The organism is Lactiplantibacillus sp. B652 (assembly GCF_023806745.1).
Taxonomy (GTDB): domain Bacteria; phylum Bacillota; class Bacilli; order Lactobacillales; family Lactobacillaceae; genus Lactiplantibacillus; species Lactiplantibacillus pentosus.
Genome location: NZ_JAMSKY010000001.1, coordinates 116,504 through 131,109, shown reverse-complemented (window position 1 = coordinate 131,109; position 14,606 = coordinate 116,504). Strand labels below are relative to the sequence as shown.

At 43.9% G+C, this 14,606-nt stretch carries 11 protein-coding genes; 10 read left to right on the top strand and 1 reads right to left on the bottom strand.

The genetic code is table 11. From position 1 onward, the window contains the following. The first annotated feature begins 70 nt into the window (after positions 1-70). The 8 genes from MZO40_RS00535 to MZO40_RS00500 all read left to right on the top strand — a co-directional run bounded on the left by MZO40_RS00535 (position 71) and on the right by MZO40_RS00500 (position 9,358). Positions 71-1,399 carry a sensor histidine kinase gene (locus tag MZO40_RS00535; RefSeq protein WP_105960712.1) on the top strand — a complete coding sequence of 443 codons (1,329 nt, stop codon included), beginning with the start codon at positions 71-73 and terminating at the stop codon, positions 1,397-1,399. Continuing rightward, positions 1,400-2,146, top strand: coding sequence for a response regulator transcription factor (locus tag MZO40_RS17505; protein ID WP_252133041.1), 747 nt, complete (start codon positions 1,400-1,402; stop codon positions 2,144-2,146). It begins immediately after the preceding gene. 984 nt (positions 2,147-3,130) lie between these two features. After that, the gene (locus tag MZO40_RS00525) at positions 3,131-4,297 is read left to right on the top strand and encodes an MFS transporter (RefSeq protein ID WP_105960714.1); all 1,167 of its coding nucleotides are present in this window, start codon (positions 3,131-3,133) and stop codon (positions 4,295-4,297) included. Between the two features lie 391 nt (positions 4,298-4,688). Then, a complete protein-coding gene (locus MZO40_RS00520) occupies positions 4,689-5,840 on the top strand; it encodes an acetyl-CoA carboxylase biotin carboxylase subunit family protein (protein ID WP_105960715.1) in 1,152 nt (383 codons plus the stop codon). Positions 5,841-5,844: 4 nt separating this feature from the next. Next, a complete protein-coding gene (locus MZO40_RS00515; RefSeq protein ID WP_101872763.1) occupies positions 5,845-7,065 on the top strand; it encodes an acetyl-CoA carboxylase biotin carboxylase subunit family protein in 1,221 nt (406 codons plus the stop codon). Positions 7,066-7,622: 557 nt separating this feature from the next. Further along, positions 7,623-8,291 (top strand): CPBP family intramembrane glutamic endopeptidase, encoded by a 669-nt coding sequence (locus MZO40_RS00510; protein WP_088770111.1) that lies wholly within the window; start codon positions 7,623-7,625, stop codon positions 8,289-8,291. Positions 8,292-8,760: 469 nt separating this feature from the next. Next, positions 8,761-9,051 carry a type II toxin-antitoxin system RelE/ParE family toxin gene (locus tag MZO40_RS00505; RefSeq protein ID WP_050337761.1) on the top strand — a complete coding sequence of 97 codons (291 nt, stop codon included), beginning with the start codon at positions 8,761-8,763 and terminating at the stop codon, positions 9,049-9,051. A gap of 13 nt (positions 9,052-9,064) precedes the next feature. After that, entirely contained in the window at positions 9,065-9,358 is a 294-nt protein-coding gene (locus tag MZO40_RS00500) for a HigA family addiction module antitoxin (RefSeq protein WP_088770109.1), read from the top strand. Between the two features lie 257 nt (positions 9,359-9,615). Here the strand turns inward: MZO40_RS00500 and helD are convergent, their stop codons facing one another. After that, a complete protein-coding gene (helD, locus tag MZO40_RS00495) occupies positions 9,616-11,925 on the bottom strand; it encodes an RNA polymerase recycling motor HelD (protein WP_088770108.1) in 2,310 nt (769 codons plus the stop codon). A gap of 225 nt (positions 11,926-12,150) precedes the next feature. Between helD and MZO40_RS00490 the strand changes: the two genes are divergently transcribed. After that, a complete protein-coding gene (locus tag MZO40_RS00490; RefSeq protein ID WP_088770107.1) occupies positions 12,151-12,927 on the top strand; it encodes a carbon-nitrogen family hydrolase in 777 nt (258 codons plus the stop codon). A 413-nt stretch (positions 12,928-13,340) separates the two neighbouring features. Then, positions 13,341-14,357 (top strand): tryptophan--tRNA ligase, encoded by a 1,017-nt coding sequence (gene trpS / locus MZO40_RS00485; protein ID WP_050337758.1) that lies wholly within the window; start codon positions 13,341-13,343, stop codon positions 14,355-14,357. Positions 14,358-14,606: the final 249 nt, after the last annotated feature.

Sequence of the window (14,606 nt, the reverse complement as noted above, 5' to 3'; positions counted from 1 at the left end):
AATAAAGTAAATTAACAAATATTATTTTATATTAGCTAATGAGACGATAAAACACTTTAGGGGGAGTACTGTGATTGAAGTTAGCATTTTGGATGGCATTGCACAATCGTTTTTTATTTATTTTGGGATAATTGTGGTATACAATTTTATTTTTGGTAATACTGGTGTGAAAAACATCGTTTATTCATTGATTTTGTTATTGATATTATCTTTAATAGGAATCTTTTTAGGCGACATTACATCATTTTTCTTAGCCTTAGGAATGATAATTAGAGAAAGACGAAAGCCAAAAATCAATTATTACCATTTAAATGTTTTTTTGATGTTGTTATCAAGTCAAATCGTAGTTTTAGCACTGGCAGCTTATTTCAGTAGGGGATTGTTGTATCTTTTTCTTGACCTTCATCAAATCGCTGATTTATCAACACACAGCCATCTTTTTACTGGAGTTGAGATTGTTACGATGTGCATCATTGATCTTTTAGCGCTTCAATTTGGTCATGTCATGATAAAGCGGTATGCTGGATCGCTAGACATAAGTAATGACGGAGAAGTTAATAAGCATCTATTTACTATATTGTTGGCTGTTTTTGGATCAATCGAGCTGCTACTACTAATTAGTAATTTTCAAGGAGTTACAGCTACAATTCAGTTAACGCTGTTATTAACATTTGTTTTAATGCTTGGTCTCATCAGTTGGCAAGCTTTAGAAACCACAAGAGTGTATATTTTGCAGAAAAAAGTCGCAACTGAGAAGCTCCAAAATGAACAGTTAGATAATTATCTTAAGAGCGTAGAGCACCAGTATTTGGAATTAAGAAAGTTTAAGCACGATTATAAAAATTTAATTGCTAGTTTAAATGCTCAAAATGATATTGGTGAGATTAAGGACTACTTGACTGATTATACAAATAGTAAAGCGTTTAAAATAACTTTAAATGATGGGAGTATCGCACGTATTCAGCATTTAAAAAATGATACATTACGTGGGTTAATCGTCCAAAAGTTTTTTTATGCTAAACAATGTGATGTCAAGCTAAATATTGAAATAGGTGACACTGATTTTTATCTCAGTCATGGGGTTGCTACAGCAATGCGTATCGTGGGTAACTTGTTGGATAATGCAATTGAACAAGCAATATTAATGGCCGATAGAGCGGTGACAGTTGCTTTTAATGTAATTGAAAATACATCGGAAATTTCGATTAGTAATTCTGTTGGTTCAGATTTTGACCAGCACAAGCTCTTTGAGACTGGCTATTCAACCAAGGGCAGCAATCGTGGCTTAGGCCTCGCAAATGTGCAAGAGCTTGTCGAACAGCAGCATGGGTTCTACATGGAAATTGAAAGCACAAAAGGCTATGTCACAATGAGTTTAATTATTACGGAGGATAACTAGGTGTTACCGGTTTATATATTAGAAGATAATGAAGCTCAAAGAAGCAAATATACAAGTATCATAAACAATACCATCATGATTGAAGAATATGATATGCAATTGGAAGTAGCAACTGACGATCCGCAAGTTCTGCTGGACAGCATTGCAAGCTCCGAAGAAGGGTTGTTTTTTCTGGATATGGAAATTGGCAGTCAGCCCCAAGCAGGTCTGAATCTCGCAGATGATGTTCGCCATCGATTGCCGTTTGCCCAAATTGTATTCATTACCACTCATGAGGAGTTGTCTTTTTTAACGTTAGAACGGCGCATTGCACCGCTAGATTATATTTTGAAAGAACAAGGTCCAGATACTGTTAAGACGAAAATAGAGGCGGATATTCGTGCAACCATAGATATTCTTAAGTCGGAAGCGGAAGAACACAAGAACATTCTGGGATATAAGATTGGAACGCGCTTTTTTTCAGTCCCTGTCAAAGATGTTATTATGCTAAGTACTAGCAAAGAACGGCCTGGTATCGTGAGATTGACTGCTATAAATAAAGTGGCCGATTTTCCCGGTAATTTAAATAGTTTTGAAGGTAAATATAGTGACTTCTTCAGGTGTGATAAAAGTACATTAGTTAATCTGAATCATTTTCGTAGTTTTGATTACCAGAGAAAAGAGCTGACCATGATAGATGGTATCAAGTGCAGCGTTTCGCATAGGAAATCGCGGGAACTAAATAAAATTTTAAAAGAGGATGAGTAGCCTTCCTGGTTATTCAGAAAAAAGAGTTGTTACTTGTTGGTGGTTTTAAATGTAAAATTTTGCTCGAAAAATCACTGTGAAAAAGCGTTGTCGTGTATGGAAATTATAGAGATTAATATGTCTATATTGAATGGGTAGGCGACATCCAATATGGAACTGATAACTGTCGATTGTATTCAAAGGGGATATTAGATATGACCAAAAAAATCAGTATTGGACTGTGTGTATTTTTATTCGTGTTTATGGTGGTAACTTGGATTGTCTATCGAGAACTGCCATCTGAACTGGATGTGTTATTATTTTTTATTTTCTTAGCAGACAGTCTCAGGTTAACATTCAATGGCAAGAGCGTTCAGAAATAGCCGATAAAAACCATACTTTGTTTGTAGGCAGTAAATGCTGCAACTGATCGTGCGGCTTTATGTTTATTGCAAAAGAGTGTCTCAAGCTTCTCAAAAACCGAGAAGTTTGGGACACTCTTTTTGTATTGAAAATAATCTGAAAAGCATCAACCAATACGGTCAGCTATTTACTGCATACACGGGATCGCCCTGTCCTTAATAATTAAATTGGATAATCTCTCATTTCTATTTAATCGTCGATGGCTAACAAACACTACTGTCTATTTTTATCACTGATAAGTATAATTGCTATTTAACATATAGAACACTTGGAAACAAGTAGTATCAGCGATTCGAGACGGTTGATTTTTAGGTTGATTAGTTATCTTAATCGGATGATTAGATTAAAATATATTGACAACTTTATAATCTAGTTTTAATGTTAATAACATCTAAAAGCTACTTACGATCTAAGTTACAGTGTTAGTCGTGCAAGAACGGGATGGGGTAGGTAGTGGATGTAAAGGCGGGCGCCACATTTCAGATTAACTGGTTTGTGTTTAGTGTTCATTTTGATGAGCGCTACTGATTTAAGGAATCAGCAATGTCTGCCTTGGATGCAAAAGGGAAAGGGGGTGGTGCTGTGGAAAGCGAACGCGTAGAGCTACAACTAGCAACTTCAAAATTTTCGTCGCTGGTCGGTACCAGTATTTTCAACGTGTTTATTAATGTGTGGGTGATTGACACATTTGGATCGGCACGGGTGTTGTCGCACGTCTTAAGTATTGCCGGTGTTTCATCGCTGCTATTTTCGTTTCTAGGGGCCACGATTTCCAAAAAGCTTTATTTCATTAAGGCCATCAGGTACGCGGATGGGTTGTCGGCAATTTTTTGCTTAATTGCCGATGTGTTGCTGCTGACCACTAATTATCGACTGCCGATATTGTTGGCATTAGTCTTTACCTTGAATATGAACGTCGCGATGACCGGGCCGTCACTGAAAAGATTGATTGGTATCGCCGTATCGAAGGATAGAATCATCGGGTTTAACGCTGTGATAAGTACGGGGACAGAAACAATCAAGGTGGTTATGCCGATGCTAACCACGTTCCTTTACACCAATCATTGGCTGTCGCTAATTGGGACGATTACCTTGAATGGTATCTCGTTTTTTATTTCATTTTTATTTATCCGTGGCATCTGGTGTGAGTCTGAATCATTATCAGATGGGAACGGGGTGACTTATAAATCGGCTTTCGTCTATATGTTCAAAGCACCCTTACTAGCCTACTTGATCATCGCTGGATTTTTCTCGAACATCTTTTTGTCGGGATACACGCTAATTATTCCAACGATCGCGATTAATAATTTTCATGATCATTCTTTATATGGCCTAATCGTGAGCATTGAATCCGCTGCGGCAATTTTAGGATTGCTTTCGATTCGATATATCCATATTGATGAGCAAATATCGCGAGAGCGTTGGGGGCTAATCGTTGGTGGGCTCAGCGTGGGTGTTACTGGCATCTTTCTAACAAAAGAGGCGTTCATGCTGACTTCGTTCATACTTGGATTCTTCTATGCCAGGTATAATGTCGGCTTGCAAAGCTATATCCAAATTAATGTGAGAAATGAACTCATCGGTTATTTCTTTTCAATGATTTTTATCTGTGCGAGTATCGCAGTTCCAATTGGGAGCACGCTTTTCGGGTTGATTATCGACCAACATGCCATCGAAGCGCTGGCAATCATTAGTGCTGGCATTACCGTCATTAATGCGATTTGGTTCGTGTTAATCAGTAGACGATGATTCCAAATTGGTGTCAGGCTGAATGAGGTGAGAATTGGACTGTCGGCTGTTCCCGCAGTAGCCCCGATATTGAGTAAGGGTGATAGAACCAGCTAGTGGTGGCGTGAAAGGTGCTGGTGGCGCATATGCTGGTAGCGCGCGATTGATGCCGTACTTTGTTGAGGTAAATCTGTGGTGGGTGGCAGAAAGTCGGAAATATAAAATCGATTGGGTTTCAATTACATAAATAATTTGTCAAAGTCAACATTGATGTTCTGAAAATGAGTCATGAAGCGATTCGATACTGAATTAAAAAGATGGACACGACATAACGGAATTGATGACGGTCGCAAAACCAAGCGACGGGTCGTAACACGTTAAAACTACTTGCTGAAGTGAGGAGGTTGATATAATGAGAAAACAAGTTTTAGTTATCCAAGGCGCCGACTACACGCATCAGTCACTGGCGCCCTACGTTGACGTCAGTATTATCTGTACGAAGGCGCATGCTGAGACCTTAGCTGCTAAGCAATACCGGCATATTTTTATTGTGGATGATCTAGCTGATTTCGATGAGATTGAAAAGTTGAACCTCGGCGATTTTAGCTTTGACTTTGTCTATTCGTTTTCAGAAAGTTATCAGCAGTTGGCCGCCAAGATTGCCGATACCTATGCCATTGCGGGCTTTACGGAGGATGATATTCGTTTCTTGAATGACAAGCATCGTGTTCGTAATCTGCTAGATGAAGTCGGGTTAAGTCACTGTAAAAGCCGATCAGTTCATTCTAAACAACAGATTCTGAATTTGATCAGCGCCTTTAATTATCCGTTTATTCTCAAGCCTGATCATGGTATTGGCGGCCATGGTGTGCGAAAGATTAACTCATTACAGAATTTGCAGGATCTAGATATAGAAGATTTATCAGATTATGTCATGGAGACGTTTATTGATGGCACAGAATACAGTGTTGAAACTTTTTCAAACTTAGGCCAACATCACGTCTTGAACGTAACGGAAAAGATCAAAGATTCAAATATGAATGAAGTCGGGCACATTATTCCCGCGCGCTTAACGGCTGATGAGACGCAACGAATTGCCGCGTACATGACGCAAATAAATGATGCGTTAGGAATCAAGTCAGGGGTTGGTCACACTGAAATTATTGTGACTAAAGACGACCATATTGAACTAGTCGAAACGCACATCAGAATGGGTGGTGGCATGATGGGCGTCTTGATGAACAATGTCTATCACTGTGACGTTGTCGCTTGTTGGGGCGATTTGATTGCCGATAACAAATCCGTGAGTCACCTTCCTGATTGGAATGGCAGCTATAGTTCAATTATGTCAGTTTTTCCGACCAAACGTGGCGTAATTACGCGGCTGGACGTTCCGAATGATGACTCTTTTAAGACGATAATTCGAAAGCAGGTCGGTGATACTGTGGACGACATTGATAATCAGAATCGAATTCTTCAAATGATGGGCACAGATACCGACCCAGATCGGCTAAAAATGAATTTATTGCATCGGCTCAAGCAAGTCATTGTGGAAATCGGGTGATGGTATGGAAATTGTTATTTTGGCGAACCTGTCGATAGCGACCTTAAGACTTGATGAATGGTTAACGGCAGATGATAATCACTATGACGTGGTGACGACCAGTAAGAAACGGGCGGAATATGCGGCCGCCAATTTTGCCGCCAACGTAACCCTGACTTATGTAGATGATTGGTATGCGGAAGCAGCGCTAGTCGGACAGATCCGACGCATTAACGACCATAATCGGATTCAGAAGATTATTTCGTTTAGAGAAAGAGATGTGCTAATTGCGGCTAGGTTGAGAAAGTTATTCAAGGTGCCTGGTCAGCGCATTGAAAACGCGATTTTGTATCGTGATAAGGTCAAAATGAAAAGTTACCTGCGTGAACATGGCATTCCGGTAACTGACTTTCAGGCGATTGACGATTTACTGGATGCGCTCTGTTTTATTGAGGCGCATGAAAACCAGTATCCGTTTGTCATTAAACCCGTTTCAGGCGGTGGCTCTGCAGATACGAGCGTCGTTCACAATGTCGCTGAAGTGATGGCAGCGGTGGCCCATCATTCTGGAGAGCCGCAAATGATTGAATCCTTTGTTGACGGGAAGATGTACCATATTGATGTCTTACGAGTTGATCATCAAGTCCGATATATTTCGACGGGAAGATACCTGACCGACTGCTTGGCCTTTCAGCACGGGGTGTCCACAGCGTCTGCTTTTTTACCGTATCGCACGAGCGAATCAAGTCGAATACTAGCATTTGCTAATGCAACGCTGGACGTGATGCCAGTGGAAAAAGACGCAATCTTCCATATTGAAGTATTTGAAAATTCAGCGGGGCAACTCGTTCTCTGTGAAATTGCCTGTCGGGCTGGGGGCGGCAGAATTGTGCCGTTGATTGAGCATAATAGTCATATTAATCTCTACAAAGAACTGTTGGTACATCAAATCGAACGCGATGAGTTAAGTGATTTGCGTGAAGGCCAGATGCATAATGATAAATATGTGGGCTTTGTGCTGACGGCGCCACGCCAAGGAACAGTAGTGGCGGCGCCCAAGCAAGTTCCGTTTGAGTATGTCGATGACTACGAGATTTACACTCAAGCGGGTACGGTGTATGGTGTTCCGAATTCCTCGGTCTTTGCAACCGCATTTTTCGATGTGCACGGCAGCAGTGTCGACGAAGTGAGCGAGAAACTGGCAGCGGTCGATAATTGGATGCAGCATAATTTGGCGTATCAGTAGCTGTTTGGCGTATGCTGCGGGAACTGATGAGTATGCTGGAAAGCCTAAGCATGGTACGTCAGACCTAGGTAAGTAATGATTAAAATAATCCGATGTTTACGCGGCTTCATCGTCTTGATTTGCGATGAAGCCGCTTTTTGATGGCCGGCTCAATTTAATTGAAAAAAGTGGCTTTTCTTGGCAAGGTTGATTTTGTCTAAGCATCACGATTCGTGGACTAGCATGTCTCGATCGCGAACCGTTCTCATTTAGTGGCATCAGTTTTTTTATGACGATTAACTGGCATAATGCTACGTTACTATTTTTTTTGTTAGAAACAGTGACAGGTGAGTTACAATTTTATCTATAATCGATAAAGTTTCAGCCATTAGCCACACTTGGGGAGTGAGATGAAAGTGATATTGGCCGATTCCTAGGTCGAGGATGCTTTGAAGGCTGACGTTGTGCGGATGACTATGGATGCGCTGATGGAATTTATAGGGTCAAAGTGGTTGGGATAGTTCGTAAGAATGGGCGCGATGTGGTACGCCTGTTTTAGGATGCGAGGAGAATGTTGAATGTTAATCAAGACGGGAAGATGGATTAAGAAGGCCTTCATCGGGATATTGCTCTTTATGTTAGTTCAAGTCCCTGTTTTGGCAGATGGCTATTGGCCTTGGTGGGGAGAGACTCAGAGCGACGTTCAGGTGTGGCAACATTGGGGTGCCCTGATAGGCTTAACCGTAGTTGTGGGAATTGTGCTCCTCATAATTTATAAAAAAGTCAATTTTGAGGATATGAGCGTTAAAAAAATAACAGTATCGATGGCTGTAAAAGCAATTGTGGTTGCAATCATCCTCGTATTGCTTGAAATGGTCATTGCCGTGGTCTTTTCGAAACAACCTGAGTCAGAAAACTATGAAATTGTTCAGTTGATCCGTAGCCCACTGGGAATCCTAACGCTAGTCTCTAGCAATATCGTGAGTCCAGTACTTGAAGAACTGTTATTTCGAGGTGTGATTCAAAGTGTTTTGCGTGAATCATTACCTGGCGTTCTGGCTATCATACTGACGAATATATTATTTGCTTTGGGGCATGGCTATCAGCTGGGAAGTACATTGGGGATTTTTGTCGTCGGCTGCGGTTGCTCGTGGTTATTGATCAAAACTAAAAATTTGAGCGTGCCCATACTGAGTCATATGACGATTAATTGGCTGGTCACGCTTATCAATCTGGTGGCGATATAGTTGGTAGCTGAAATAACTGGATTTTGATAAATCGATTATTGCCAGTCAGTGTTTGCAGTCATCGGTTAAGATGTGGATAAAATAGCAAAAAATATTTATCCACAGAGGATAACTTGGCGGGATTGGGTTAGTTAACAATGTAATCGCGGCTTTGAGTTATTCGTTGAGCGTAAATACAGTGCATATTTATTCAATAACTGGTTTTGGCGGATGTTGAGACGGCCAATCGGTTCACGGCAGCGTAGTTATTAACATTGAGTGGGGATAACTCGTTGGGCAAGGTGAAAAGTTCAGGTTAATGGGGATAATCAGAACTTGTGGTTGGATAATGGCTGAGGGGCTCCTTCTATTTGTCGATATTTATTGGTCGCGAATAAGGTGTAATTGAAATCGCGACACTATAATTGAGATGTATACGCAATACGTGTATAATCTGTCCTAAAATAAGATTAAGTGAGCAATCAATTCATTGATTAAAACTTTCGCGAATAAAGTGACTCAAAAGGTTTTTCAACAAGAATTTGCTAAAACGTTACCACCAACCGTGCAACGCGTGGCACTACGTAAGTTGCTAATGATTGACCATGCTGAAACGATTAATGATTTGAGAATGCCACCCGCAAATCATTTAGAGAAGCTATCACAAGATCGGCTGGGACAGTACAGTATTCGAATTAATAACCAATATCGAATTTGCTTTACGATTCAGAATGGCAATGAGTTTTATGATGTTGAGATTGTAGATTACCATCGTGGATAGGAGATTAAAAGCTATGACTGAGATGCCAACACCTAAGATTAGTGAAATCCTCGAAGAAGAATTTATGGCGCCGTTGCAGATTTCTGCGTATTTTTTGGCCAAGCAGATTGGGGTGCCTACTTCACGAATCCAAGATTTGTTACATGACCGTCGACAAATTACTGCAGATACCTCATTGCGATTAGGCCGGTTCTTCGGGGTATCAGACCAGTATTTTCTAGCGATTCAAAATGACATTGAAATACGTAAGCTAAAGCAACGCAATAGTGCGGCCTATGCGCAAATCAAACAATATCAAGTTAATTAATCTGACCCGCCACCGCCGCTAGTACCAGTCATAGACGCAGCGCACTATCTAATTGCCGGATACGGATGCACTTAAGATACCCACTTGTGGATAAAACACAGCCCTATTAGTTATACACAGGTGGACAAGCATGCATAACTGAGTCCCCACTATCCACAGTGACCTAATCAATAGTCGTCAGACGTAAAAAAATGACATTTAACACAAGCCAAGTGGGCCGGTTAAATGTCATTTTTGAGTATCATAATTTTACTAAGTTACACGCGTACTTGATGTTCAATGGTAAATAGCGTCGGGTCCAGTTGGGCAATCAGCGGTGAGACGTCCCCGATGCTGAGTAGCGTCAAATGATGCATTGCGCGGGACGCAATCGTGTAGAGAATCCCGATTGAATTAGCATCCGGGTAATTAGCCGCGGAGACATCGTAAGCAACGACCGCGTCAAATTCTAGCCCCTTCGCGAGGTAGATTGGCATGACGATGACCCCCTGCGGCATAGTGCGGTCGCTATCGGTCATTAGCGTCGTCACCGTATGATGCTTCAGATATTGGTAGACTTGCTTACTTTCCGCGAGGTCTTTAGTGAGAACAGCGACTGTATGCGTCGTTTGAAGTTGATGGTCAACTTCGCTACGCAGACTGCTAAGCGCTGCGTCTTCACCATAGCGAATCATGACTTTTGGCAAGTCACCCTTACGCGTAAACGCCTGAATCTGGTCACCGTCGGGCAATAGCGCTTTGGCAAAGTTCGTGATCTGTTCAGTCGAACGGTAGCTTTTATTCAAGGTAATCAAGTTTGCTCGGCGCACGTTAAATGCCGCCTTGAGTCGTTCCAGCAATTGCTGCGGCAACTCGATACCTTTGAACAAGGCTTGTTCACTGTCACCTAACAGGGTGAACTTAGCCAGTGGAAAGGCGTGCTTGATGTAGAGCAACTGAGCCAATGAATAATCTTGCATTTCATCGACGAAGATGTACTGCATCCGCCGATTCTGACCACTACCAGTTAAAACGTCGCGTAGTAATAACAGCGGCGCACAGTCGACCAGTGCAATGCGGTGGTATTCCACGGCAGCTTGGTAAGCCTTGATGCGTTGCTCCCACTGTGCGGCGGGAATGTCATTAGGCCGGTCGACTTGGGCTAAGAAATCATTATATTGTTCATAAGTGTCTAAGAAATAGCCGTTATAGATGGCATCGTATACTTGTCGGAGCCGCTTGGTCACGATTTGTTTACCAATATAAAAGACTTCATCGTCGAGCGATTGGAAATCCCCGCGGCGCTTGTTGCCCAGCAAGTCGTGATAGGCTTCGTCGCTTAATTGGTCGATAATATCGTTGACCCAGTCGGCTTGAGCCTCGTCATCGATGCGGTGTTTTAACCGTTTGATCAGCGTATTCTTGATGGCGAGGAAGCGGTCAGCCGGTTGCATCGCTTTAGGAAGAGCTGCCGCGATTTTGGTAATCACTTCTTTGGCGAAGAACACCTCGCCGTTGAAGACGATGTTCGTGAAGCGCAATTGGTCGGCTGGTAACTGGTGACAGTAGTCATCGACTTGGCGCATGAAGTCGGCACTTTCTTGGAAGTCACGAATGGCCGGCGTCAATTGCGTATTTTGCCGGTCACTTTCGTAGCGTTCGAAGAGGCTCTCGACAGTCAGGCCTTGAAAACGGGCGCTGAGAAATTCCGCGAGGGTCACTTGCCGCATGTTGCGCTCCCCGAGACTAGGCAACACTTCAGAGATATAGTGACTGAATAAGCGGTTCGGTGAGAAGAGCACCATTTGGTCAGCTTCCAGTGACGCCCGGGAATGGTAGAGTAGAAAGGCGATGCGCTGCAAAATTGCCGAGGTCTTCCCCGAGCCCGCGACACCTTGGACCACTAGTAGGTCGCTGGTCGTGTCGCGAATAATATCATTTTGTTCTTTCTGGATGGTTGCGACGATGTTTTGCATATACGCATCATTTTGTTCACCCAAGACGGCCTGCAAGATTTCATCGCCGACAGTCTCGTTGGTATCGAACATGTTTTTGATTTCGCCGTGATTGATTTGAAATTGGCGCTTTTTGACCAGTTCGGTCGTTTGTTGTCCGGCCGGTGTCTGATACTGAACCTGCCCGAGTGTCCCGTTGTAGTAGACGGATGAAATCGGGGCGCGCCAGTCGTAGACCAGGAAGTTCTGTTCAGCATCTACAAACGAGGCGGTCCCGATATATAAGCGTTCCGCGTCCTCATCGGGGCTGTCTTGAATATCGATCCGACCGAAGTAGGGTGAATTACTGAGGTCCTTGAGCACGCCGACTTGCCGCTTCAAGATAGCTTCAGATTCGACTGCTCGTTCGACCATTTGCTTTTGCTGTTGCAGTTCCGCGTTCGTTTCGATACGGTCATCGACTTCAAACGTGTTGACGGAATTATTATCACCATAGTTTTTCTGAATGACATCAGTTTCGTGATGGGCCTTTTCCAACAAGTGGTCGGTCTGTTTTGCCCGTTCCTTAACTTGCTCGATAACTCGATCAACCCGCTGTTGCTCGTGTTGTTGTTCTTGATCTGATGTTGCCACGTCGAGGGCCTCCCGTCTTAAAATCCATTAAATCGCTTGAACAATTCTAGGCGGGTTTGGCAGGCATGTCAATCAAAGCGCCTGCAAAAGACCATAATAATTGCGGTTGGATGCACGGTGTTAGAACTTGTTCGGCGGCCGAACGATTACTGACGCGAAACTTGCAATGTATTCCTATTTATTCTAATATGTTTTTAATCATTATAATAAAAGTAGGTGGAGCAAATGCGTGTCGCACTAGCACAACTTGATATTCAATTCGGCGATCCAGATGCGAATTACCAGCAGGTCGAAGTCGCGATTCAACGGGCAGCGGAACAAACGGTAGATGTGATCGTGCTACCAGAAATGTGGAATACGGGGTATGCGTTAACGCGGCTAAACGTTGTGGCGGATGACGATGGTCAGCGGACGCGACAATTACTCAGTAAGTTGGCCCGCCAATTTCGCGTCAACATTGTCGGCGGCTCGGTCGCAGTCGCACGCGACGGTCATTATTATAATGAAATGCTGGTCATCGATCGGCACGGTCAACTCGTGAGTCAGTATGACAAGGTCCACCGGTTTGGCTTAATGGCGGAAGACCGCTATATTACCGCTGGCGCGACCGAAAATGTTTTTGAACTGGACGATGTCGCGGCGATGGGTGTCATCTGTTACGATATCCGGTTTCCAGAATGGTTACGCAAGCAAGCGGCACAAGGCCCCCGGGTGATTTTTGTGAGTGCCGAGTGGCCAACGCAACGCCAGATGCAGTGGCGGCTATTGCTCCAAGCGCGGGCGATTGAGAACCAAGCGTTTGTCGTTGCCGTCAATCGGGTCGGCAGTGATCCAGACAATCAGTTTGGCGGGCAATCATTAGTCATCGATCCGCTAGGGGATTTGTTAGCGATTGGTGGCGCCCATCCGCAGTTAATTACGGCGACCTTGGACTTGGCCCAAGTCGAACGTGTTCGCGGCCAGATTCCCGTCTTCGAAGACCGCCGACCGGAACTTTACTAACCGGCAGTCACAATGATGATTAGTGGCAAGGGGCGTTTTGCTAGGCCGTTCTTGCGAATTGTAAGTGGCGTGCTTTTTTACAAGTTCTCAAGTCGACCCAGCTTGTCGGGATTCCGTTTGAATTATTTTTGACACGGTTCAGTAGAACCAGTACACTAGACTTAATTAATCGTTGAAGAAAAGAACAGTAAGGCGTCCAATGACAGAGATCTAGTTGAGGCTGAGAGCTAGAAGGGACTAATGAAATGGCTTTTTGGAGATTCGGTGAACGCCGGGGCCGCCGCCCTTATCGGTCAATGAGTGGTAGAGACTAGTCTCTGCAATTTAGGTGGTACCACGGTGATGCGTCCTAATTAACGAATAATGAGTTAATTTGGGCGCTTTTTTCGTGCCAATAGAAAGGGAGAACGAACATGACAAAAAAAGTAATTTTAACGGGGGACCGGCCAACCGGTAAGCTGCATATTGGACACTATGTCGGCTCATTGCGTAACCGGGTCGCCTTACAGAACTCTGGCGACTACGAATCATACATTATGATTGCGGATAACCAGGCGTTAACGGATAACGCGCATGACCCTGAAAAGATTCGCAAGAGTTTGTTACAAGTGGCGATGGATTATCTGGCAGTCGGTATTGATCCAGACAAGTCAACGATTCTGGTCCAATCCCAAATCCCAGCGTTGACGGATATGATGAACCAATACCTGAACTTGGTCACCGTTGCGCGGTTGAACCGTAATCCAACCGTTAAGACGGAAATCAAGCAGAAGGCGTTTGGCGAAAGTGTTCCAGCCGGCTTCTTCGTCTATCCAGTCAGCCAAGCCGCCGATATTACGGCGTTTAAGGCCACGACGGTTCCAGTTGGCGATGACCAAGAACCGATGTTGGAACAAACTCGTGAAATCGTTCGGAGTTTCAACAAAACTTATCAAACGGACACGCTGGTCGAACCTGAAGGCTACTTCCCACCAAAGGGCTTGGGTCGTATCCCAGGGCTCGATGGCAATGCCAAGATGAGTAAATCACTCGGCAACGCCATCTACCTTTCTGACGACGCGGATACGTTAAAGCAGAAAGTAATGTCGATGTACACCGACCCAGACCACATCCATATTGAAGATCCCGGTAAGGTCGAAGGCAACGTCGTCTTCACTTACCTCGATATTTTCGATGAAGACAAGGCAAAGGTCGCTGACTTGAAGGCCCAATACCAACACGGTGGCCTTGGGGATGTCAAAATCAAACGTTATTTGATGGACGTGCTTGATGGCGTACTCCGGCCAATCCGGGAACGCCGCGCCATTTATGAAGCCGACCCAGCGCAAGTCTTACAGATTTTGAAAGATGGCACTGCCAAAGCCAACGTGGTCGCAGACCAAACGTGGCGTGAAATGCAAGCTGCCATTGGCATTAACTATTTCGATTAACCACTTATTTTGATAGATGAGGCGCCACTGACTGGCTTTTTACTGGTCGGTGGCGCTTTTTTTGCGTGCGGGAAGTTGAGGTGGATTCTTGGTTGGCTTATTGTTCGTCAGCCGGAGATGCGTCCTAATCCGACCTCCGGGGCCGGCTGACAACGCTGGAACAGGGCGGACATCGATTTGAACTCACGCAGAAACCCACTGCGCAATTTCAAATACGAGTCTTCTTCTAGCCCGGGAACCCCACCTGGA